This window comes from Streptomyces sp. YS415 (assembly GCF_023544665.1).
Classification (GTDB): domain Bacteria; phylum Actinomycetota; class Actinomycetes; order Streptomycetales; family Streptomycetaceae; genus Streptomyces.
Window position 1 is genome coordinate 1 of record NZ_JAMJFL010000009.1, and the last position, 21018, is coordinate 21018.

Genomic DNA, 21018 nt, shown 5'->3' on the forward strand with positions numbered 1-21018 from the left:
GCGGCTTGCGCACCGACAGGTGGAGTTCCTTCAGCCGGGTCTCGTCCAGCTCCGTCGGCGCGCCCATCATCAGGTCCTGGGCGTTGCCGTTGAGCGGGAAGGCGATCGTCTCGCGGATGTTGGGCTCGTCCGCGAGCAGCATCACGATGCGGTCGACGCCCGGGGCGATGCCGCCGTGCGGCGGGGCGCCGAAGCGGAAGGCGCGCAGCATGCCCGCGAACTGCTCCTCGACGGTCTCGCGGTCGTAGCCCGCGATCTCGAAGGCCTTGAGCATGATCTCCGGCTCGTGGTTCCGGATCGCGCCGGAGGACAGCTCGACGCCGTTGCAGACGATGTCGTACTGCCAGCCCAGGATGTCCAGCGGGTCCTGGTTCTCCAGGGCGTCGAGGCCGCCCTGCGGCATCGAGAAGGGGTTGTGCGAGAAGTCGATCTTCCCGGTCTCCTCATCCTTCTCGTACATCGGGAAGTCGACGATCCAGCAGAAGCGGAAGACGTCCGACTCGAAGTGACCCGCGCGCTTGGCGGCTTCCACCCGCACCGCGCCCATGATCTTCGAGACCTCGTCGAACTCGCCCGCGCCGAAGAAGACGGCGTGACCGGCGGCCAGGGACAGCCGCTTCGTCAGCTCCGCGACGTTCTCCTCGGTCAGGAACTTCGCGATCGGGCCGGACAGCGAGCCGTCCTCGGCCACGCGCACCCAGGCCAGGCCCTTGGCGCCCTGCGAGACCGCGAAGTCACCGAGCTGGTCGAAGAACTTCCGGGGCTGCGCGGAGACGTCCGGCACCGCCAGCGCGCGCACGTGCTTGCCGGCGAACGCCTTGAACTCCGAGCCCTCGAAGACGTCCGTGATGTCGACGAGCTCCAGCTGGGCCCGCAGGTCCGGCTTGTCGGAGCCGTACTTCAGCATCGCCTCGCGGAACGGGATCCGCGGGAAGGGGGAGGTGACGGGCCGGCCGCCGCCGAACTCCTCGAACAGCTCCGTCATGAGCTTCTCGATCGGCTGGAAGACGTCCTCCTGCTCGACGAAGCTCATCTCGACGTCGAGCTGGTAGAACTCGCCCGGCGACCGGTCGGCGCGGGCGTCCTCGTCGCGGAAGCAGGGTGCGATCTGGAAGTAGCGGTCGAAGCCCGAGATCATCAGGAGCTGCTTGAACTGCTGCGGCGCCTGGGGCAGGGCGTAGAACTTGCCCGGGTTCAGCCGGGAGGGGACCACGAAGTCACGGGCGCCCTCGGGGGAGGTCGCGGACAGGATCGGGGTCGCCATCTCGTTGAAGCCCAGCGCCGTCATCTTGTGCCGGATCGCCGAGATGACCGCCGTACGCAGCATGATGTTGCGGTGCATGCGCTCGCGGCGCAGGTCGAGGAAGCGGTACTCCAGGCGCCGCTCCTCGTTGACGCCGTCCTCGGTGTTGATCGTGAACGGCAGCGGGGCGGCCGCGCCGAGCAGCTCGACCTCGCCGACCTCGACCTCGATCTCGCCGGTGGGCAGGTCGGGGTTGACGTTCTCGGTGCCGCGGGAGACGACCTTGCCGTCCACCCGGACCGTGGACTCCTTGGACAGCTTGTCCAGGGCCTCGTAGGCGGGGGTGCCGGGACGCGCGACGAGCTGCGTGATGCCGTAGTGGTCGCGCAGATCGATGAAGAGGATGCCGCCCAGGTCGCGCCGATTGTGCAGCCAGCCGCTCAGCCGGACGTCGCTTTCGACGTCAGAGGCGCGGAGCTCGCCGCAGGTGTGGGACCTGTACCGATGCATCGTCGTTCATCCAGTCTTCGCGGATCGGGGTCGTGTTTCACGTGAAACACCCCCAGCGTACCGGGCACGCGATGATCGGCTCCCCACCATTGTCGGCGGTCTTCGGTGGCAGCCTTCGATCTCCTGTTCTTAGAGTGGGTCAATGCGCACTGGGGAGCCCCTGCCCGCCGTGGCGGAGGTACTCGCCGCTCTGGCGACCGGCCAATGGCACTGGTCCACCGCCACCGGCCTGGTCACGGTGGACGCCGAGGCGGCCAGGCTGCTCGGCCTGCCCGCGGAGCCGGCCACGCTCCGGGAGTCCGAGGTGCGCGCCCGTCTCCACCCGGTCGACTGGAACGAGATCACCGGGGTGATCCAGCTCGCCGTCGCCGAGAGCACGCTCGGCGAGGTACGGGTGCGGATCATGGACGAGCGGGGCGAGGTCGTCCGCATCACCCGCAGCCGCTTCAAACCCGGCTTCGACGCCGAGAAGCGGTCCTACGAGGTGATCGGCACCCTCCAGGAGGTCACCGAGCCGACGCCGGGCACCCCCGCCGGGCGGCGCGCGGTCACCGGGGACTGGCGGCGCTCCCGGGAGGCGTTCCTGCTGGACGCGGGCCGGGCGCTGGCGGAGGCGCGCTCCACGGAGGAGGTGCTGCGGGTCGCGGCAGGTCTTTCCATGCCGGGGTTCTCCCCGGACGGGCTCGCGGTGTTCGGCGTGGAGGGCGACCGGCTGACGATCATCGGCCATTTCGGGCAGCAGCCCGGCGACGAGGGCCCCTTCTCCCACATGTCCCTCCAGACCGACTATCCGGCCGCCGAGGTGGTGCGCACCGGCCGGGCGGTCTATCTCTCCTCCGCCGAGCAGTACCGCTCCCGCTACCCGCTGACCTGGCCGCTCGCCGCCCACTTCGGCCGCCGCTCCTGGGCGTTCCTGCCGCTGACGGTGGCCGGGCGCACGATGGGCGCCTGGATGGCCGCGTTCACCTATCCGGTCGCCTTCACCCCCGACGAACGCTCGGTGCTGACGACGGTGGCCCGGATGCTGGCCCAGGCGCTGTCCCGGGCCGGGGCCGCGGAGACCCAGCGGGAGCTCACCGACGGGCTCCAGCGCTCGATGCTGCCCACGCTCGCCCCGCAGGAGATACCGGGGATGAGCGTGGCCGCCCGCTATGTGCCCACCGGCGGCGGTCTCCAGGTCGGCGGTGACTGGTACGACATGATCCCGTTGCCGGGAGGGGACAGGTTCGCCCTGGTCATCGGGGATGTGCAGGGCCATGACGTGAGGGCCGCCGGGCTGATGGGCCAGCTGCGGATCGCCCTGCGCGCCTACGCCTCCGAGGGGCACCGCCCGGACGCCGTGCTCTCGCGCGCCTCCCGCTTCCTGCACGGCATGGCGGACGGCGACCCCGACTCCCTCGACCTGCGCTTCGCGACCTGCCTGTACGTCGAGGTGGACCCCGCGACGGCGACGCTGGAGATCGCCCGCGCCGGGCACCCGGACCCGGCGATCCGGCTCTCGGACGGCACGGTGCTGACCCGGCCCACGGCGGGCGGGCTGCCGCTCGGCATCGATCCGGACGCGGACTATCCGACGACCCGGGTCGTCATGGAGCTGGGCGAGACGATGCTGCTGTGCACCGACGGTCTGATCGAGACCGGCGGCCACGACATGGAGAGCGGCTGGAAGCGGATCCGCTCGATCCTGGAGGACCACCGGGGCGGCCCCGAGGAACTGGCCGACGCCCTGCTGCAGGCGGTGCACGGGCCCTCCTCGCACCACACCACCGGCCCGCTGGCCGACCGGCGCGAGGACGACATAGCGGTGGTGCTGCTGTGCCGCGAGGGGGAGGGCTGCGGCTGCGGGGAGTCCGTCGCCGTGCGGCCCGCCGTGCGCCGGACGATGCTGACGGTGGCCCAGGACGAGCCCGAGCGGGTCGCGGTGGCCCGGCAGCACCTGCGGGAGCTGCTGCACGACTGGCCCTCGGACGACCAGGTCGACTCGGCCGTGCTGCTGCTGTCCGAGACGCTGACGAACGTGCTGGTGCACACCGACGCCGACGCCCTGCTGCTGGCCGAGGTGCGCGGCGAGGCGGGCGGGCGCCGGATGCGCGTGGAGGTCACCGACATCAGCGACGACCTGCCGCACAAGCGCCGCCCCGGCGAGCTGGCTTCCTCCGGGCGGGGCCTGATGCTGATCGAGCTGCTCGCGGACACCTGGGGGGTGGATCCGCGGGGCGAGGGCAAGAGCATCTGGTTCGAACTGACCGAAGCGGGCGGGACGGGGACGTAGGCCGAGGGCTACGGCTCGGGTGCGGTGTGGCGTGCACGCAGCTCGTGGACGATCCCGAAGGCGGCCGCCGTGAGCGGCAGCGCCAGCAGCATCCCGAGGATGCCGGCCACCGAGGCGCCCGCGGTGATCGTCAGCATCACCACCGCCGGGTGCATCTGCACGGTGCGGCTCTGGATCATCGGCTGGAGCACGTGCCCCTCCAGCATCTGCACGGCGAGCACGACCGCGAGGGCCCACAGGGCGATCACGAATCCCCGGTCGGCGAGCGCGACGAGGACGGCGACCGCGCCGGAGAGGAAGGCGCCGAGGTAGGGGATGTAGGCGCCGACGAAGACGAGGGCGCCGAGGCCGACGGCGCCGGGCACGTCCAGGATCAGCAGGCCCACCATGATGCAGATGGCGTCGATGAACGCGATGAAGGTGGTCCCCCGCATGAACCCCTCGACCGCCTCGAACGCCCGCCGCGCCATCGCCTCCACGGTGTCGGCGGTCCCGCGCGGCGCCATCGTCCGCAGGGTGCCGGCGGCCCGGTCGGAGTCGCGCAGGAAGAAGAAGACGAGCAGCAGCGCCAGGACGGCCATGGCGATGGTCTCGCCGACGACGCTGACCCCGCTGATCACGCCCGACGCGGCGGTGCCGCCGAACCGGGAGAGCAGTCCCCGGGCGTTGGAGGCGATGTCGTCCAGCGAGGTGCCGGCGGCCCCGAAGTGATCGGCGAGATCCTCGGCGGCGGTCCGGAGCGAGGCGACGATCTCGTCACCGGAGTCGACGAGCGCGGCCACCACGAGGTACACGGCCCCGCCGACCACGGCCACCACGGCGACGCAGGTGACAGCGGCCGCGATCGACCGGTTGACGCCCGCCTTGACCAGGCGCCGGTGGAACGGCCCGAGCAGGGCGCTGCCGAGCAGCGCGAGCAGCACCGGCACGATGGCCGTACGGAACTCCGCGCACAGCCGGATGCCGACGTACACCACCCCGGCGACCAGCAGGATCACGGCACACCAGGCCCCGACCCGCCGCACGGGTTCGGGAAGCAGCGCTCGGGAGTCCTGCACCCTCCCCACCCGATCACGCGAAGGGTGGGCCCACCTTCCGGCGGACCCACCCGGGTGAGGAGAGTGCCGGTGCCTACAGCCCGCCCTCGGTCATCCCGTGGACGGCCGGGACGGTGCCGAGGCGGCCCTTCTGGAAGTCCTCGAACGCCTGCTGGAGCTCCTCGCGGGTGTTCATGACGAACGGGCCGTAGTGGGCCATGGGCTCCCGGATGGGCTGCCCGCCGAGGAGGACGACCTCCAGGTCCGGGGTGTGGGAGTCCTGCTTCCCGTCCGCGCGGACGGTCAGCGAACCGCCGGCGCCGAAGACCGCGGTCTGGCCCAGGTGGATCGGACGGCGCTCGGCACCGACCGCGCCCTTGCCCGCCAGGACGTACGCCAGGCCGTTGAAGTCCTCGCGCCAGGGCAGGGTCAGCTCCGCGCCCGGCGCCAGCGTGGCGTGCACCATCGTGATCGGGGTGTGGGTGATGCCGGGACCGGCGTGCCCGTCCAGCTCACCGGCGATCACGCGCAGCAGGGCGCCGCCGTCGGGCGTGCTCAGCAGCTGCACGTTGCCGCCGCGGATGTCCTGGTAGCGGGGGGGCATCATCTTGTCCTTGGCCGGGAGGTTCACCCACAGCTGCAGGCCGTGGAAGAGACCGCCGGACATCACCAGGTGCTCCGGCGGCGCCTCGATGTGCAGCAGACCGGAGCCGGCCGTCATCCACTGGGTGTCGCCGTTGGTGATGGTGCCGCCGCCGCCCTGGCTGTCCTGGTGGTCGAAGATGCCGTCGATGATGTAGGTGACGGTCTCGAAGCCGCGGTGGGGATGCCAGGGAGTGCCCTTCGGCTCGCCCGGCTGGTACTCCACCTCACCCATCTGGTCCATCATGATGAACGGGTCCAGGTGGCGGTAATTGATCCCGGCGAACGCACGGCGCACCGGGAAGCCCTCGCCCTCGAAACCGCTCGGCGCGGTCGTGACGGTGAGCACGGGACGGGCCACGGCCGCCGCGGGTGCGGCGACACGGGGCAGCGTCAGCGGGTTCTCGACGGTCACTGCAGGCATGTCGGTACCTCCTTGTGCGTCCAGTTTAGTTGAGCGTTGAACTTTCTGCCACCCGTAACGGACAAAGCCCGGAGGGCATTCCCTCCGGGCTCCATCAGTTCGCGATCAGTTGCTGAAGTACAGGTACTTCCAGGACCCGTACGTCGTCGAGTTCACGCTGTCGCCGGACGAGCCGTTGACGTACACCGACCGCATCCGCGCCCGGATGCCCGCCTCACCAGGCGCCCCCAGGGTCACGGCCGACTTCCCGGCGGTGCCGAGCGGGAAGTACTGCGAGTCCGCCGAGTACCACGTGCCCTGGTGGTAGACCTGGAGGTCGAAGCGCTGCTGACGGCCCGGGTAGTAGGTCATCGTCGTGGTGAGCAGCGGGTCGGTGCTCTTGCGGAACCAGTAGTACGTCGTCGTCCCGATCTTCGCCGTCTTGTAGTGCTTGGAGACGGCGGTGGAGATCTTGACCTTGGCGTACGCCGTGACGTTCACCGTCTTCGGCTTGTAGCGGGCGTCGCCCTTGAAGACCGCCGTGACGGTGGTGTCCCGGGTCATGTCGACCCAGGCGGCGATGTTGCCGTCGGAGTTGACCGTGCCGCTCTTGATCAGCTTGTTGGGCTTGTCCGTGCCGTACGGATTGGCCCAGATCTCCACCGAGCGGTTCTTGTACGTCGTACCGAGATGCGCGGTGAACCGGACGTCGGCGCCGTAGCTGTACAGCTTGCCGTTGTTGTTCAGGCTGAGCGAGGTCGAGTTCCGGGAGACCTCGACGGTGTCGGAGGCGCTCACCGCGGTGTGCGTGGCGTCGCCCGCGTACTTCACCGTGTACTTCACCTTGCCGCCGGCCGGCGGGGTGTTCGTGAAGGAGTACGTGCCGTCGGCCTTGACCGTCACCGGGGCCAGCGCCTTGCCGCCGGGGCTCTCCAGGTCGGTCCGGGTGACGCTCAGCTGGACGCCGGCCGGCAGCGGCACCGTTGCCGAGATCTTGCCGGTGACGGTGAGCGACTTGGCCCGGGTGGCGGTCGAGGGGGCGTTGACCGTGAGGGTGGGGGCGTTGAGGGTCGGCTGGGTGAGCGCCTTCAGGGCGTAGCCGCCGCCGCTCGGGACCAGGGCGAAGAGCCGGGAGGAGTCCGGGGCCCAGGCCACCTCGACCGCGCCCTGCGTGCCCATGCTGAACGTCCGCACCGGCTGCGTGGCGTTCGGCCGGTAGATCGCGACCTTCGTGCCCGAGATCTGGGCGACGTTTCCGACGCGGTCGATGTCGGCCCGCTGCCCGGCCGGGTAGGCACCGGCCTTGGTGAGGGTCCCGTTCGCCCAGGCGTGCCGGTCGGTGCCGTTGATCAGCACCTGGTCGCTGCCCGCGGCGAGGTCGATGTCCCCGACGCCGTCGTTCAGGGCGTACGAGTCGTGGTGCCAGGCGGTCACCACCGGCGTGCCGCTCGACACGTCGAGGACGGCCTCGGTGCCCGTGGAGTCCCCGGTCTCGCCGACGGCCAGCAGGCCCGGCCGCAGCGGGTCGGTGTCCAGCAGGGCCTGCCCCCACAGACCCGAGCCCGTGTCCGCGGTCGGCACCTGGGCCAGCGCCACCGGGTCGGCGCCGCTCGCCGGGTCCACCGCCGGGTCGACGGAACCGAGGTTGCCGTCCCACTGGTCGCCGTAGCTGAACCAGACCTTTCCGCCGGCGAAGGCCACGTAGCGCGGGCCGTCGGTGGTGGCGACGGTGTAGCGGGCCTTCACATCGAGGGTGGCCGCGTCCAGCGCCACGATCTCGTGCAGCTCGGGCGAGGCCGCGTACAGCGTGCTGCCGTCGTCCGACAGCGCGAGGTCGGTGACGCCGGGGACGCCGCTCACCGATTCGAGCACGGCGCCGGAGTAGTCGGCGGCCACGATGGTGCCGGCGGTGCGGTCACCGAGGAAGACCCGCTGGTGGACGCCGTCCGCGACGATGCCGCCGGGCGTGCCGACCACGGCGGTGGCCGCCGACGCGGGACCGGCGGCCACGACGCTCAGCGCCGCCGAGCTGAACAGGACCGCGAGTGCCGTCGCGGCCGAAGTGCTGCGCATGCGCACAGTGATGAACCCCCACAGAAGTCCCGGCGATGCCGGGAGGTGATGAGAGCGCCGCGCGGCACCCGGACGTGGACCGCGGGAAGGCGGTGACGTGCGGGGCGCGGCTGCCAGGGGGCACTCTATGGCATGCCTGTGACAACGGGGAGGGGGATATTCCGGCTCCCCGCCCGGCGGGCCGTGGGTCCGGTGGGGTCCGGCTAGCCGTACATCCGGCGCATCGCGAAGTCCACCATCTGCTCGACCGCCTTCGCGTCGAAGACCATGCGGTGCTCGCCCTCCATGTCGAGGACGAAGCCGTAACCGGTCGGCAGCAGGTCGATCACCTCGGCGCCGGTGATCACGAAGTACTTGGACTCCTTGCCGGCATACCGGCGCAGCTCCTTGAGCGAGGTGAACATCGGGATCACCGGCTGCTGGGTGTTGTGCAGGGCGAGGAACCCGGGGTTGTCGCCGCGCGGACAGTAGACCTTGGAGGTCGCGAAGACCTGCTGGAAGTCCTCCGCCGACAGCTGCCCGGTGGTGAAGGCCCGCACCGCGTCCGCGAGCGAGGGCGGGGACGGCTCGGGATAGAGCGGCGCCTGCTGGCCGTATCCGCCGGACATGGGCTGCTGCGGCGGGGCGTACCCCTGCTGTGCGGCGCCGCCATCCATGGGCTGGCCGTATCCATACATGGGCGCAAGCGTACCGAGCGGGCGGCCCCGGTTCCGGTGGGACCCGTCACAGATGGCCGGAACGAGGTTGCGTCTTATTACCGACGGGTAGCATCATCGGAGCTACTTGTTGGTACGTGAACTAGCGCGAGGATCCAGTGCCTCGCCGATCTCTTAACGGAGCCGTCGCCATGGGGCACTACAAGTCGAATCTCCGCGACATCGAGTTCAACCTCTTCGAGGTGCTCGGGCGCGACAAGCTGTACGGCACCGGGCCCTTCGCCGAGATGGACACGGACACCGCGAAGAGCATCCTCGAGGAGATGACCCGCCTCGCGGAGAACGACCTCGCGGAGTCCTTCGCCGACGCCGACCGCAACCCGCCGGTCTTCGACCCGGAGACGAACACCGCGCCGGTCCCCGCGTCCTTCAAGAAGAGCTACAAGGCGTTCATGGAGTCCGAGTACTGGCGTCTCGGCCTCCCGGAGGAGATCGGCGGCACCACCGCTCCCCCGTCGCTGATCTGGTCGTACGCGGAGCTGATCCTCGGCGCCAACCCGGCCGTGTGGATGTACTCCTCCGGCCCGGCCTTCGCCGGGATCCTCTTCGACGAGGGCAACGACGTCCAGAAGAAGATCGCCCAGATCGCCGTGGAGCGGACCTGGGGCTCCACCATGGTGCTGACCGAGCCCGACGCGGGCTCCGACGTCGGCGCCGGGCGCACCAAGGCGGTCCAGCAGGAGGACGGCTCCTGGCACATCGAGGGCGTGAAGCGCTTCATCACCTCCGGTGAGCACGACATGGAGGAGAACATCCTCCACTACGTCCTCGCCCGCCCCGAGGGCCACGGCCCCGGCACCAAGGGCCTGTCCCTCTTCCTGGTCCCGAAGTACCTCTTCGACTTCGAGACCGGCGAGCTGGGCGAGCGCAACGGCGTCTACGCCACCAACGTCGAGCACAAGATGGGCCTGAAGGCCTCCAACACCTGCGAGATGACCTTCGGTGACCGGCACCCCGCCAAGGGCTGGCTGATCGGCGACAAGCACGACGGCATCCGCCAGATGTTCCGCATCATCGAGTTCGCCCGCATGATGGTCGGCACGAAGGCCATCTCCACGCTCTCCACCGGCTACCTCAACGCCCTGGAGTACGCCAAGGAGCGCGTCCAGGGGCCGGACCTCGCGAACTTCATGGACAAGACCGCGCCCAAGGTCACCATCACCCACCACCCCGACGTGCGCCGCGCGCTCATGACGCAGAAGGCGTACGCCGAGGGCATGCGCGCCCTTGTCCTCTACACCGCCTCCATCCAGGACGCCATCGCCGTCAAGGAGGCCGCCGGCGAGGACGCCAAGGCCGAGCACGCGCTCAACGACCTGCTCCTGCCGATCGTGAAGGGCTACGGCTCCGAGAAGGGCTACGAGCAGCTCGCGCAGTCGCTGCAGACCTTCGGCGGCTCCGGGTTCCTCCAGGAGTACCCGATCGAGCAGTACATCCGGGACGCCAAGATCGACACCCTCTACGAGGGCACCACCGCGATCCAGGGCCAGGACTTCTTCTTCCGGAAGATCGTCCGCAACCAGGGCGCCGCGCTGAACGGCCTCGCCGAGGACATCAAGAAGTTCCTGGCGCTCGGCACCGGCGGCGAGGACCTGGCCGGCGCCCGCGAGCACCTGGCCAAGGCCGCCGTCGAGCTGGAGGCGATCGTCGGCCTGATGCTGACCGACCTGGCCGCCACCGAGCAGGACGTCAAGAACATCTACAAGGTGGGCCTCAACACCACCCGCCTGCTGATGGCCTCCGGTGACGTCGTCGTCGGCTACCTGCTGCTCAAGGGCGCCGCCGTGGCGGCCGAGAAGCTGGAGACGGCCTCCGCCAAGGACAAGCCCTTCTACACCGGCAAGATCGCGGCGGCGAAGTTCTTCGCGGCCAACGTCCTGCCCGGCGTCACCGGCGCGCGCAAGCTCGCCCAGGGCGTCGAGCTCGACCTGATGGAGCTGGACGAAGCCGCCTTCTAGCCCCAACTCCCCTTTCCCACCAGGGCCCGCCCTCCGCATCAACGGGAGGCGGGCCCTGGTACGTCGTTAAGGTGAACCCCATGAGCGAACCCTCCCGCTTCGACCGCGGCCACACCGACGACCTCATGTCCTTCCTGACGGCCGGACCGTCGCCGTACCACGCTGTGGCGGCCACCGCCGAGCGGCTGGAGAAGGCAGGATTCCGCCAGGTCGCCGAGACGGACGCCTGGGACGGGACGAGCGGCGGCAAGTACGTGGTACGGGGCGGCGCGATCGTGGCCTGGTACGTGCCCGAGGGCGCCGCCGCGCACACCCCGTTCCGGATCGTCGGCGCGCACACCGACTCCCCCAACCTGCGCGTGAAGCCGCTGCCCGACTCCGGGTCGCACGGCTGGCGGCAGGTGGCCGTGGAGATCTACGGCGGACCCCTGCTCAACTCCTGGCTCGACCGCGACCTGGGCCTGGCCGGCCGGCTGACCCTGCGCGACGGCTCGACCCGGCTGGTGAACATCGACCGGCCCCTGCTGCGCGTCCCCCAGCTCGCCATCCACCTGGACCGCGCGGTCTCCTCCGAGGGCCTCAAGCTGGACAAGCAGCGCCACCTCCAGCCGGTCTGGGGACTCGGCGACGACGTCCGCGACGGCGACCTGATCGCCTTCCTGGAGCAGGAGAGCGGACTCACGGCGGGCGAGGTCACCGGCTGGGACCTGATGGTGCACTCCGTCGAACCGCCCGCCTACCTCGGCCGCGACCGGGACCTGCTGGCCGGGCCCCGCATGGACAACCTGCTCTCCGTGCACGCCGCGGTGGCGGCGCTGACGGCCGTGGCCGGCCCGGACCTGCCGTACATCCCCGTCCTCGCCGCCTTCGACCACGAGGAGAACGGCTCGCAGTCCGACACCGGCGCGGACGGACCGCTGCTCGGCGGAGTGCTGGAGCGCTCGGTGTTCGCGCGCGGAGGGTCGTACGAGGACAAGGCCCGTGCCTTCGCCGGGACCGTCTGCCTCTCCTCCGACACCGGGCACGCCGTGCACCCCAACTACGCGGAGCGGCACGACCCCACGCACCACCCGCGGATCAACGGCGGCCCGATCCTCAAGGTCAACGTCAACAACCGCTACGCCACGGACGGTTCGGGCCGCGCGGTCTTCGCCGCCGCCTGCGAGCGCGCCGGGGTGCCCTTCCAGTCCTTCGTCTCCAACAACTCCATGCCCTGCGGCACCACCATCGGCCCGATCACCGCGGCCCGGCACGGCATCCGCACCGTCGACATCGGCGTGGCGATCCTCTCCATGCACAGCGCACGCGAACTGTGCGGCGCCGACGACCCGTTCCTCCTGGCGAACACGCTGGTGGCCTTCTTGGAGGGGTAGTTCGCGGCAGGACGGGGTACCCGCAGGCGACCGGAACCACCGGACAGGGAGGCGACAACTCATGGGCCTCGGCGGGTGCATCATCCTCATCGCCGTGGGAGCCATCCTCACGTTCGCGACAGACTGGGACATGGAGGGGGTCAATCTCGACCTCGTCGGGGTCATCCTGATGATCGTCGGATTGATCGGCGTCACCACATTCAGCAGCATCGCCCGGCGCAGGCGGGTGGTGGTACCGCCCACCACGCCGCCGACCGTCATCGACGAGGGGGGCCACCACCGGCGGAACGACGGCTACAACAACGGCTACGGCGCCTGAGCGTCCGGGCCGGTGAGCACCAGGGGCAGGCGGTCCGCTCCGCCTTCGACGAGGCGGACGGGCACGCCCCACTCCTGCCGGTGCACATGGCAGGCGGGATAGGGGTTGGCGGGGTCGTCGTCGCAGGACGTGGCCGTCGCCGAGATGTGCAGGACGCCCTCCTCGATCCCGGGATCGAGGTGCAGGGTGCGGGAGAGCTCCGTGTCCGCGCCCTCGCCGCGCAGCAGCAGCCCGGGCGGAGTGGCGGTAACCAGCAGCCGGGTCGAGGGGCCGTACCGCGTGTCCGGCTTCTGGCCGGCCGGCGCCCGGAAGGCCACGTCCAGCCGGAGCGCGCCCGGGGCCACTTCGGTGGGGGCGCGCCGCGTGCGGTGGGCGACGGACTTCACCCGCACCGCCTCCTGCGGCAGCCGCAGCCGGGTCAGCCGGTGCCGGGCCGACTCCACGACCACGATGTCCTCGCCGGCCAGCACCGCGTCACTGGGTTCACGCAGATCCGTGGCCAGGGTGGTGACCTCGCCGGTCGCCGGGTCGTAGCGGCGCAGGGCGTGGTTGTAGGTGTCGCTGACGGCCACCGAGCCGTCGGGCAGCGCCGTCACGCCCAACGGGTGCTGGAACAGGGCCTGTCCGGCAGGGCCGTCGCGGTGCCCGAAGTCGAACAGGCCGGTGCCGACGGCGGTGCGCACGATGCCGTCGGCATCCAGCCAGCGCAGGGCGCTGGTCTCGGAGTCGGCGACCCAGAGGCGGTCGGCCGTGGCGGCGAGCCCGGAGGGCTGCGCGAACCACGCCTCGGCGGCGGGTCCGTCGACAAGCCCTTCGTCGGTGGTCCCGGCCGCGACGGCCACGGTGCCGTCCTGAAGGTCGTACGTCCACAGCTGGTGCACGCCCGCCATGGCGATCCACACCTTGCCCCGCCAGAACGCCACGTCCCAGGGCGAGGAGAGGTTGACCTCCCGGCCGGGACCGCGGGTGGCGTCGCCCCGCGTCCACTGCTCGCCCGTGCCGGCCAGGGTCGTGGTGCGGCCCGATTCCGGGTCGAAGCGCCGCAGCTTGTGGTTGACCGAGTCGGCGACGGCCACGGACCCGTCCGGCAGCAGCGCGAGACCCTGCGGCTCGTTGAACCGTGAGCGCACCCAGGTGCTGTCCGTCGCCCCCCGGTGGTCCCCCTGCCCGATCCGCCGCACGACCGTCTCCCCGTCCGGCGCCAGCTCCACCAGCTGATGCCGGGTGGTGTCGCCGACCAGGAAATTCCCGGACGGCAGCAGCACGGCCTTGCCCGGGAACCGCAGCGCCGTCGGCTCCGGCTCCGGCGCCACGTACGGCCCGTCCCCGCGCCGGAGCGTGCCCTTCGCCCCGTGCTCGGCCGCCAGCTCCGTCACCAGCCGCTCGATCGCGTGCACATGCCCCTCACCGGCATGCTGGGCGACGACGTACCCCTCGGGGTCGATGACCACGAGCGTGGGCCAGGCCCGCACCGCGTACTGCTTCCAGGTCGCGAGATCCGGGTCGTCCAGCACCGGATGCTCCACGCCGTACCGCTCCACGGCGTCCACGACCGCCCGGTGCTCGGCCTCGTGGACGAACTTCGGCGAGTGCACCCCGACGACCACGACGGTGTCGGGGTGCCGGCGCTCCAGGGCGCGGAGTTCGTCGATGACGTGCAGGCAGTTGATGCAGCAGAAGGTCCAGAAGTCCAGGATCAGTACGCGGCCCCGGAAGTCGGCGAGCCTCAGGTCCTTCCCGCCGGTGTTGATCCAGCCGCCGCGCCCGGTCAGCTCCGGGGCGCGGACGCGGACGCGGCGGGGGACGGAGTCGCTCATGGATCAAGGGTGCCACCCGGCACCGACAGTCAGCCGAGCGCGTGCCCGGTGGTGACGTCCACGTGGTCGGGCACCTCTTCGTGGCGGTCGCCGACGGTGGAGGTGCCGGAGGGCTCCAGCAGGAGGATGTCGGTGGGGACCGGGGCGTACGGCTTGTGCTCGGTGCCGCGGGGGACCGTGAAGACGGACAGCGGCGGCAGGACGACCGTGCGCTCCCCGGACGGCTCCCGCAGGGAGATGTGCAGCTCGCCGCTGAGCACCAGGAAGAACTCGTCGGTGTCGTCGTGGACGTGCCAGAGGTGCTCGCCCTCCACATGGGTCACGCGGACGTCGTAGTCGTTGACCGTGGTGGCGATACGGGGGCTCCACTGCTCGGTGAAGGAGGCGAGGGCGGCAGGCAGCGAGACGGGTTCGGGAGTCATGCCGTCATCGTGCGGCTGGCCGGGGACGGCACACGAGTGCTAGGAATCGCACATGGCGCAAGAATCCTCTCAGCCGCACCGAGTGGCCGTGATCGTCGACGAGGGCACCAACCCCTTCGAGGTGGGTGTCGCCACCGAGCTGTTCGGCCTGCCGCGGCCCGAACTCGCCCGGCCCGTCCCGCTGTACCGGGTCACGCTGTGCACGCCCACGCGCGCGGTGCGGATGAACCACGGGTTCTTCACCCTGACCGGCACGGCCGGGCTCGACGCCGTGGACGAGGCCGACACCCTGGTCGTGCCGGGGCGCCCCGACAACGTCGTCCCGCGCGGCGACGACGTCCTGGACGCCGTCCGCCGCACCCACGCGCGCGGGGCGCGGGTGGTCAGCTTCTGCACGGGCAGCTTCGCGCTCGCCGAGGCCGGGCTGCTGGACGGGCGCCGGGCCACCACGCACTGGATGTGGGCCGAGGCGTTCCGGGAGCTGCATCCGCGGGTGCGGCTCGAACCCGATGTGCTCTTCGTGGACGAGGGGCGGATCGGCGAGGGGCGGATCCTCACCGCCGCGGGCAGCGCCGCCGCGCTCGATCTCGGCCTGTACCTCGTGCGGCAGGACCACGGCGCCGAGATCGCCAACGCCGTCTCCCGGCGGCTCGTCTTCGCCGCGCACCGGGACGGCGGCCAGCGGCAGTTCGTGGAGCGGCCGGTGCCCGAGGTGCCGGACGAGTCGCTGGGGCCGCTGCTGGCGTGGGCGCAGGAGCGGCTGGGCGAGCCGCTGACGGTGGCGGAGCTGGCGGCGCGGGCCGCGGTGTCGCCGGCCACGCTCCACCGGCGGTTCCGCACCCAGCTGGGGACGACGCCGCTGGCCTGGCTGACCGGGGAGCGGGTGGCGCTGGCCTGCCGGCTCATCGAGCGCGGGGAGGAGCGTCTCGATGTCGTCGCCGCGCGCAGCGGGCTCGGCACGGCGGCCAACCTGCGCGCGCGGGTGCGGCGCGAGACCGGGCTCAGCCCGTCGGCCTACCGGCGGCGTTTCGGACCGCGCGGCGGGGAAGCCCTCGTGTCATGAGATTCCTCGTACGCGACCGGCTCCTCGGCTTCGGTGACGACTACTGGATCGAGGACGACCGGGGCAACAAGGCCTTCCTCGTCGACGGCAAGGCGATGCGGCTGCGGGACACCTTCGAGCTGAAGGACGCCCAGGGGCGGGTCCTGATCGACATCCGGCAGAAGATGCTCGCCCTGCGGGACACCCTGCTGATCGAGCGGGACGGCGAGCCGCTCGCCACCATCCGCCGCAAGCGGCTGTCCCTGCTGCGCAACCACTTCCGGGTGGCGCTGGCCGACGGCAGCACCGAGCTGGACGTCAGCGGCAGGATCCTTGACCGGGAGTTCGCCGTGGAGTACGACGGTGAGCTGCTCGCGGTCGTCTCCCGCCGCTGGCTGCACGTCCGGGAGACCTATGGCGTGGACGTGGTCCGGGAGGACGCGGATCCGGCGCTGCTGATCGCGGTGGCGGTGTGTGTGATCCACCTGGCGGAGAAGGAGCGGGAGGGGGACTGAGCCGTCGTCACAGGACGCGGTCCTTGAGCGCCGGGAACTGCTCGCGGGTGGCCGCGACCTTCTCCGGGTCGAACTCCACCGTGAGGACCTCCTCGTCGGGGCCGGCCTCGGCGAGGACCTCGCCCCAGGGATCCACCACGATCGAGTGACCGGCCTGCGGAACTCCCGCGTGCGTCCCGGCCGTTCCACAGGCGAGCACGAACGCCTGGTTCTCCACCGCCCGCGCCTGGGCCAGCAGCGTCCAGTGCGCCCGGCGGCGCTCCGGCCAGCCCGCGGGGACGACCAGGGTCTCGGCGCCGGCGTCGACGAGCCCGCGGAAGAGTTCGGGGAAACGGAGGTCGTAGCAGGTGGCCAGGCCGAGTGTGGTGGTGGGCAGACGGACCGTCACCAGCTCGCGTCCGGCGCCCATCAGCACGGCCTCGCCCTTGTCGAAGCCGAAGCGGTGGATCTTGCGGTAGGCGGCGGCCAGGTCGCCGGAGGGGGAGAAGACCAGGGAGGTGTTGTACAGCGGTCCGTCCGGGTCGCGTTCCGGGATCGAGCCGGCGTGCAGCCAGACGCCCGCGTCGCTCGCGGCCTTCGCCATCGCCTCGTAGGTCGGCCCTTCGAGCGGCTCGGCCTCCTGGGCGAACTCCTCGTAGGCGAAGGCGCCGGTGGTCCACAGCTCCGGCAGGACGACGAGGTCGGAGCCGGTCTGCCGCCGTACCAGGGAGGCCGTCCGCACCCGGCGCGAGGCGACCGATTCGCCCTCGTCTACGGCGATCTGGATCAGAGAGGCGCGCACACTACCACCGTCCTGGCATTCGACCCGATCACACGGGCCTACGATCGTCACACGAAAGCACTGCCGGGGTGCCTCTCAGCAGCGTAACTTAACGTCTCAAGACGCCCGCCGACAGCCACCTCCCACTGGCATCGCCGCCACCACCTGCCCGTGTACCGACCGCCGAGGGGTCCCGTTCCGTGAGTCTGCATCCCACCCTCCAGCCCTACGCCGACGCCTGGACCCACTCCATCGAGGCGATATCCGAGCTGGTGCTGCCCCTTGTGGAGGGCGAGTGGAACCGGCGCACGCCGTGCCCGGGCTGGTCGGTCCGGGACGTGGTGTCCCATGTCATCGGCCTGGACTGCGAGATGCTCGGCGACCCGCGGCCCATCCACACGCTGCCCCGCGACCTCTTCCACGTCACCAACGACCAGCAGCGCTACATGGAGATGCAGGTCGACGTCCGCCGCCATCACACAGCGCCGGAGATGACCTCCGAGCTGGAGTACACGGTCATCCGCCGCAACCGCCAGTTGCGCAACGAGTCCCGGGACCCGGGCACGAAGGTGCGCGGCCCGCTGGGCACCGAGCAGACCCTCGAAGAGGCCATGCGGGGGCATGCCTTCAATGTGTGGGTCCATGAGCAGGACCTGCGCGCGGCGCTCGGCCGGCCGGGGAACCTGGACTCGCCGGGTGCGCAGGTGGCGCGGGACGTCCTGCTGGCGGCGCTGCCGGACATCGTGGCGGTCAGGGCCGAGGCGCCGCGCAGTTCGGCGATCGTGTTCGACGTGCACGGTCCGGTCGAGTTCCTGCGCACGATCCGGGTGGACATCCAGGGGCGGGGCACGCTGGAGACGGCGCCCGCGCTGGGGCCCGCGGTGGCGCTGTCGCTGGACTGGGAGACCTTTGTACGGCTGGCCTGCGGCCGGGTGACGCCGGAGGGGGTCGCGGACCGGATCAAGGCGGAGGGCGACCTGGCGCTGGCGGGGGCGATCCTGCGGAACTTCACGGTGACGCAGTAGCGGGACCGCGACTTAAAGATCTTGTGCCGTACGTCGGTTCGGTGCTTGTCTGCGCCTCATGACTGACACCGAGATCGACGGACCGCCCCGCCTCAGCCGCCTGACGTTCCACAACCCCCTCTCCGAGGCGCGGGCCGAACGGCTGGTGCGCCGGGTCGCGGGGAACGCGCCCTCCACCGTGCTCGACATCGGGTGCGGGTGGGGCGAGTTCATGATGCGGGTGCTGGCCGCCGCGCCCGGGGCGACGGGCATCGGCGTCGACATCAACGCCGAGGATCTCGCCCGTGGCCGCCGTGAGGCCGCGGAGCGCGGGCTCGAAGGGCGGGTCGAGTTCCTGGAGAAGTCCGCGCAGGACGCCGGTCTGGGCCCGGCCGACCTGGTGCTCTGTCTCGGGTCCAGCCAGGCCCTGAGCCCGGTGGCGCCGCCCGAGTTCACCCTTGAGGCGCTGCGCGCGTTGCGCGGGCTGGTCAACGACGGCGGCCGGGTGCTGCTCGGTGAGGGTTTCTGGGAGCGCACACCGACCGAGCAGGAGCTGGCCGGGATGTGGCCGGGGGCCGCCGTCTCGGACCATCACGACCTCGCGACCCTGCTCGACCTCGCCGTGACCGCCGGTTTCCGGCCCGAGTGGACGGAGACGGCGAACCTCGACGAGTGGGAGGAGTTCGAGTCCGGCTACCAGGCGGACCTGGAGGTGTGGCTCGCGCAGAACCCCGGGCACCGCTCGGCGGCCGGGACCCGGGAGCGCCTCGACCGGCACCGGGCCCAGTGGATGACGTACCGCGGGGTGCTGGGCATCGCCTACCTCACCCTGATCCCGGCCCAGTAGGAACCCGCCCCGGGTCGCGGCCCGGGAGGGACCCGCTCAGGCCGGGACGTGCACCGTCTCCACCCGGCTCGCCACCAGCCGTTCCCGCTCCCGGCGGGCCGCCCGGCCGCGCAGCCGCAGGATCTGGCTGACCCCGAGCGCCTGGAGCACGAACACGGCCGAGAAGGCGATCCGGTAGTCGTCGCCGGTCGCGTCGAGCAGGACGCCGACCGCGAACAGGGTCGTCATGGAGGCGACGAAACCACCCATGTTGGTGATGCCGGAGGCGGTGCCCTGCCGCTCCGGCGGGTTGGCCGGGCGGGCGAAGTCGAAACCGAGCATGGAGGCGGGGCCGCAGGCGCCGAGCACCACGCACAGCACGATCAGCAGCCACATCGGGGCGCGGTCGGCGGGGTAGGCGAGGGTCGCCGCCCACAGCAGCGCGGTCGCGCCGACCGTGCCGAGCGCCAGCGGCAGCCGCGCCCCGTGGTGCCGGGCGACGAGCTGGCCGTAGACCAGGCCGATCGCCATGTTGGACAGGACGACCAGGGTGAGGAGTTCGCCCGCGGTGGCGCGGGACAGGCCCTGGGCCTCGACCAGGAAGGGCAGCCCCCACAGCAGCAGGAACACCATCGCCGGGAACTGGGTGGTGAAGTGCACCCACAGGCCGAGCCGGGTGCCCGGTTCCCTCCAGGAGGCGGCGATCTGGCGCCGGACGTAGGCCAGGCCCTGGTGCGGGACGGGCTCCGGTGCGTGGCCCTCGGGGTGGTCCTTGAGGAAGACCAGCAGCAGGACGAGGACGACGACTCCGGCGAGCGCGCTGCCGGCGAAGGCGGCGGTCCAGCCGACGCCGTGCAGCAGCCGGGCCAGGACAAGGGTGGAGACCAGGTTGCCCGCCATGCCGGCGAGCCCGGCCAGCTGGGCGATCATCGGTCCGCGCCGGGCCGGGAACCAGCGGGTGCCGAGCCGCAGCACGCTGATGAAGGTCATCGCGTCGCCGCAGCCGAGCAGCGCCCGCGAGGCGAGGGCCATGCCGTACGTCGGGGAGAACGCGAAGCCCAGCTGTCCCGCCGTGAACAGCACGACGCCGATGGTCAGCACCTTCTTGGTGCCGAGCCGGTCGACCAGCAGGCCGACGGGTATCTGCATGCCCGCGTAGACGAGCAGCTGGAGGATCGAGAACGTGGACAGGGCCGAGGCGTTGACGTCGAAGCGGTCGGCCGCGTCGAGGCCGGCGACCCCCAGGGAGGTACGGAAGATGACGGCGACGAAGTAGACCGAGACACCGATGCCCCACACGGCGAGGGCGCGCCGACCGCCCGGGGGGTCGCCCGGGAGTGCCGCAGCGGTCATCGGACCTCACCCCGGGCCAGGTGCGAGAACCAGCCGACGTGCCGGTGGACGACGCCCACGGCCCGCTCGGCGTCGCCGGAGCGCAGCGCGTCGAGGATCTCCTCGTGCTCGGCGAGGGTCTTGGCGATCCGGTCGGGATGGGAGTGCATGACGGCGACGCCCATGCGCAGCTGGCGGTCGCGGAGTTGGTCGTAGAGGCGGGAGAGGATCGCGTTGCCGCCGCTGCGGACGATCTCGGCGTGGAAGCAGCGGTCGGTGACGGCGGCGGCGGCGAGGTCGCCGGCAGCGGCCTCGGCCTTCTGGCGCGCGAGCAGGTGTTCGAGGCGCTCGATGAGCGCGGCGGGGGCGGGCACCGCCTTGCGCGCCGCGTGCTCCTCGACCAGCAGCCGGGTCTCCACGACATCGGCGATCTCCTGCGCCGACACCGGCAGCACCAGGGCACCCTTCTTCGGGTAGAGCTTGATCAGCCCCTCCACCTCCAGGCGCAGCAGCGCCTCGCGCACCGGGGTGCGGGAAACCCCCACGGCCTCGGCGAGTTCGCCCTCGGTGAGCAGGGTGCCGCCCTCGTAACGGCGGTCCAGGACAGCTTGCTTGACGTGGGCGTAGACACGGTCGGCGGCGGGCGGCTGCCTGACGGGGGCGGGGGTCGGGGCGGGCGGAGCTGACGGCATGCGCACATCTTAGATACAACACGTACGCATGAGGGAGCGCGTTTCATCATGCGGACCTTCGA

Annotated in this window: 18 protein-coding genes; 8 read left to right on the forward strand and 10 right to left on the reverse strand. The window is 71.4% G+C overall.

Features of this window, described 5'->3' with window-relative positions:
* Window positions 1-1753: aspartate--tRNA ligase (gene aspS / locus M8H82_RS13345; protein ID WP_250073426.1), on the reverse strand; the 1753-nt coding region annotated here is incomplete at its 3' end.
* 142 nt (window positions 1754-1895) lie between these two features.
* Here aspS and M8H82_RS13350 point away from each other — a divergent pair.
* Window positions 1896-4025 (forward strand): SpoIIE family protein phosphatase, encoded by a 2130-nt coding sequence (locus tag M8H82_RS13350; protein ID WP_250073427.1) that lies wholly within the window; start codon window positions 1896-1898, stop codon window positions 4023-4025.
* 8 nt (window positions 4026-4033) lie between these two features.
* Here M8H82_RS13350 and M8H82_RS13355 read toward each other — a convergent pair whose 3' ends face one another.
* From M8H82_RS13355 to M8H82_RS13370, 4 genes are all read right to left on the reverse strand, one after another.
* Window positions 4034-5083, reverse strand: a complete 1050-nt coding sequence (locus tag M8H82_RS13355) for an AI-2E family transporter (RefSeq protein WP_250073428.1) — start codon at window positions 5081-5083, stop codon at window positions 4034-4036.
* Window positions 5084-5156: 73 nt separating this feature from the next.
* Window positions 5157-6128, reverse strand: coding sequence for a pirin family protein (locus M8H82_RS13360; RefSeq protein WP_250073429.1), 972 nt, complete (start codon window positions 6126-6128; stop codon window positions 5157-5159).
* A 105-nt stretch (window positions 6129-6233) separates the two neighbouring features.
* Window positions 6234-8180, reverse strand: coding sequence for a YncE family protein (locus M8H82_RS13365; RefSeq protein WP_250073430.1), 1947 nt, complete (start codon window positions 8178-8180; stop codon window positions 6234-6236).
* Window positions 8181-8383: 203 nt separating this feature from the next.
* Window positions 8384-8857, reverse strand: coding sequence for an SseB family protein (locus M8H82_RS13370; protein WP_250073431.1), 474 nt, complete (start codon window positions 8855-8857; stop codon window positions 8384-8386).
* A 170-nt stretch (window positions 8858-9027) separates the two neighbouring features.
* Between M8H82_RS13370 and M8H82_RS13375 the strand changes: the two genes are divergently transcribed.
* From M8H82_RS13375 to M8H82_RS13385, 3 genes are all read left to right on the forward strand, one after another.
* Complete coding sequence (locus M8H82_RS13375) at window positions 9028-10854, forward strand: acyl-CoA dehydrogenase (protein ID WP_250073432.1); 1827 nt, start codon at window positions 9028-9030, stop codon at window positions 10852-10854.
* A gap of 80 nt (window positions 10855-10934) precedes the next feature.
* Window positions 10935-12227: a M18 family aminopeptidase gene (locus M8H82_RS13380; RefSeq protein ID WP_250073434.1), complete on the forward strand. Its 1293-nt coding sequence runs from the start codon at window positions 10935-10937 to the stop codon at window positions 12225-12227.
* Window positions 12228-12288: 61 nt separating this feature from the next.
* Window positions 12289-12546 (forward strand): DUF6458 family protein, encoded by a 258-nt coding sequence (locus M8H82_RS13385; protein ID WP_250073436.1) that lies wholly within the window; start codon window positions 12289-12291, stop codon window positions 12544-12546.
* On the opposite strand, the gene M8H82_RS13390 is transcribed toward M8H82_RS13385, so the two are convergent.
* The gene (locus M8H82_RS13390; protein WP_250073438.1) at window positions 12534-14363 is read right to left on the reverse strand and encodes an NHL domain-containing thioredoxin family protein; all 1830 of its coding nucleotides are present in this window, start codon (window positions 14361-14363) and stop codon (window positions 12534-12536) included. The two genes, M8H82_RS13385 and M8H82_RS13390, sit on opposite strands and share 13 nt — an antisense overlap.
* 29 nt (window positions 14364-14392) lie before the next feature.
* Window positions 14393-14785 carry a cupin domain-containing protein gene (locus M8H82_RS13395; protein WP_250073440.1) on the reverse strand — a complete coding sequence of 131 codons (393 nt, stop codon included), beginning with the start codon at window positions 14783-14785 and terminating at the stop codon, window positions 14393-14395.
* A 52-nt stretch (window positions 14786-14837) separates the two neighbouring features.
* Here M8H82_RS13395 and M8H82_RS13400 point away from each other — a divergent pair, with 52 nt between their 5' ends.
* Window positions 14838-15848 carry a GlxA family transcriptional regulator gene (locus M8H82_RS13400; RefSeq protein ID WP_250073442.1) on the forward strand — a complete coding sequence of 337 codons (1011 nt, stop codon included), beginning with the start codon at window positions 14838-14840 and terminating at the stop codon, window positions 15846-15848.
* Complete coding sequence (locus M8H82_RS13405) at window positions 15845-16342, forward strand: LURP-one-related/scramblase family protein (RefSeq protein WP_250073444.1); 498 nt, start codon at window positions 15845-15847, stop codon at window positions 16340-16342. The genes M8H82_RS13400 and M8H82_RS13405 overlap by 4 nt, the downstream gene beginning before the upstream one ends.
* A gap of 7 nt (window positions 16343-16349) precedes the next feature.
* Here the strand turns inward: M8H82_RS13405 and M8H82_RS13410 are convergent, their stop codons facing one another.
* Window positions 16350-17123, reverse strand: a complete 774-nt coding sequence (locus M8H82_RS13410) for a carbon-nitrogen family hydrolase (protein ID WP_250073446.1) — start codon at window positions 17121-17123, stop codon at window positions 16350-16352.
* Window positions 17124-17302: 179 nt separating this feature from the next.
* Here M8H82_RS13410 and M8H82_RS13415 point away from each other — a divergent pair, with 179 nt between their 5' ends.
* Together M8H82_RS13415 and M8H82_RS13420 are read left to right on the forward strand one after the other, a co-directional pair.
* Window positions 17303-18127, forward strand: coding sequence for a maleylpyruvate isomerase family mycothiol-dependent enzyme (locus tag M8H82_RS13415; RefSeq protein ID WP_250073448.1), 825 nt, complete (start codon window positions 17303-17305; stop codon window positions 18125-18127).
* Between the two features lie 58 nt (window positions 18128-18185).
* Window positions 18186-18953 carry a cyclopropane-fatty-acyl-phospholipid synthase family protein gene (locus M8H82_RS13420; RefSeq protein ID WP_250073450.1) on the forward strand — a complete coding sequence of 256 codons (768 nt, stop codon included), beginning with the start codon at window positions 18186-18188 and terminating at the stop codon, window positions 18951-18953.
* Between the two features lie 36 nt (window positions 18954-18989).
* On the opposite strand, the gene M8H82_RS13430 is transcribed toward M8H82_RS13420, so the two are convergent.
* Together M8H82_RS13430 and M8H82_RS13435 are read right to left on the reverse strand one after the other, a co-directional pair.
* Window positions 18990-20285 (reverse strand): nitrate/nitrite transporter, encoded by a 1296-nt coding sequence (locus M8H82_RS13430; protein ID WP_250073452.1) that lies wholly within the window; start codon window positions 20283-20285, stop codon window positions 18990-18992.
* A complete protein-coding gene (locus M8H82_RS13435; RefSeq protein ID WP_250073454.1) occupies window positions 20282-20956 on the reverse strand; it encodes a GntR family transcriptional regulator in 675 nt (224 codons plus the stop codon). The genes M8H82_RS13430 and M8H82_RS13435 overlap by 4 nt, the downstream gene beginning before the upstream one ends.
* Window positions 20957-21018 lie beyond the last annotated feature (62 nt).

What these genes read in the sequence shown, in the direction of transcription:
- M8H82_RS13350 (WP_250073427.1), top strand. Translation starts at nt 1,896, where the DNA reads ATGCGCACTGGGGAGCCCCTGCCCGCCGTGGCGGAGGTACTCGCCGCT.
- M8H82_RS13360 (WP_250073429.1), bottom strand. Translation starts at nt 6,128, where the DNA reads ATGCCTGCAGTGACCGTCGAGAACCCGCTGACGCTGCCCCGTGTCGCC.
- M8H82_RS13365 (WP_250073430.1), bottom strand. Translation starts at nt 8,180, where the DNA reads ATGCGCAGCACTTCGGCCGCGACGGCACTCGCGGTCCTGTTCAGCTCG.
- M8H82_RS13370 (WP_250073431.1), bottom strand. Translation starts at nt 8,857, where the DNA reads ATGTATGGATACGGCCAGCCCATGGATGGCGGCGCCGCACAGCAGGGG.
- M8H82_RS13375 (WP_250073432.1), top strand. Translation starts at nt 9,028, where the DNA reads ATGGGGCACTACAAGTCGAATCTCCGCGACATCGAGTTCAACCTCTTC.
- M8H82_RS13380 (WP_250073434.1), top strand. Translation starts at nt 10,935, where the DNA reads ATGAGCGAACCCTCCCGCTTCGACCGCGGCCACACCGACGACCTCATG.
- M8H82_RS13385 (WP_250073436.1), top strand. Translation starts at nt 12,289, where the DNA reads ATGGGCCTCGGCGGGTGCATCATCCTCATCGCCGTGGGAGCCATCCTC.
- M8H82_RS13390 (WP_250073438.1), bottom strand. Translation starts at nt 14,363, where the DNA reads ATGAGCGACTCCGTCCCCCGCCGCGTCCGCGTCCGCGCCCCGGAGCTG.
- M8H82_RS13395 (WP_250073440.1), bottom strand. Translation starts at nt 14,785, where the DNA reads ATGACTCCCGAACCCGTCTCGCTGCCTGCCGCCCTCGCCTCCTTCACC.
- M8H82_RS13400 (WP_250073442.1), top strand. Translation starts at nt 14,838, where the DNA reads ATGGCGCAAGAATCCTCTCAGCCGCACCGAGTGGCCGTGATCGTCGAC.
- M8H82_RS13405 (WP_250073444.1), top strand. Translation starts at nt 15,845, where the DNA reads ATGAGATTCCTCGTACGCGACCGGCTCCTCGGCTTCGGTGACGACTAC.
- M8H82_RS13420 (WP_250073450.1), top strand. Translation starts at nt 18,186, where the DNA reads ATGACTGACACCGAGATCGACGGACCGCCCCGCCTCAGCCGCCTGACG.
- M8H82_RS13430 (WP_250073452.1), bottom strand. Translation starts at nt 20,285, where the DNA reads ATGACCGCTGCGGCACTCCCGGGCGACCCCCCGGGCGGTCGGCGCGCC.
- M8H82_RS13435 (WP_250073454.1), bottom strand. Translation starts at nt 20,956, where the DNA reads ATGCCGTCAGCTCCGCCCGCCCCGACCCCCGCCCCCGTCAGGCAGCCG.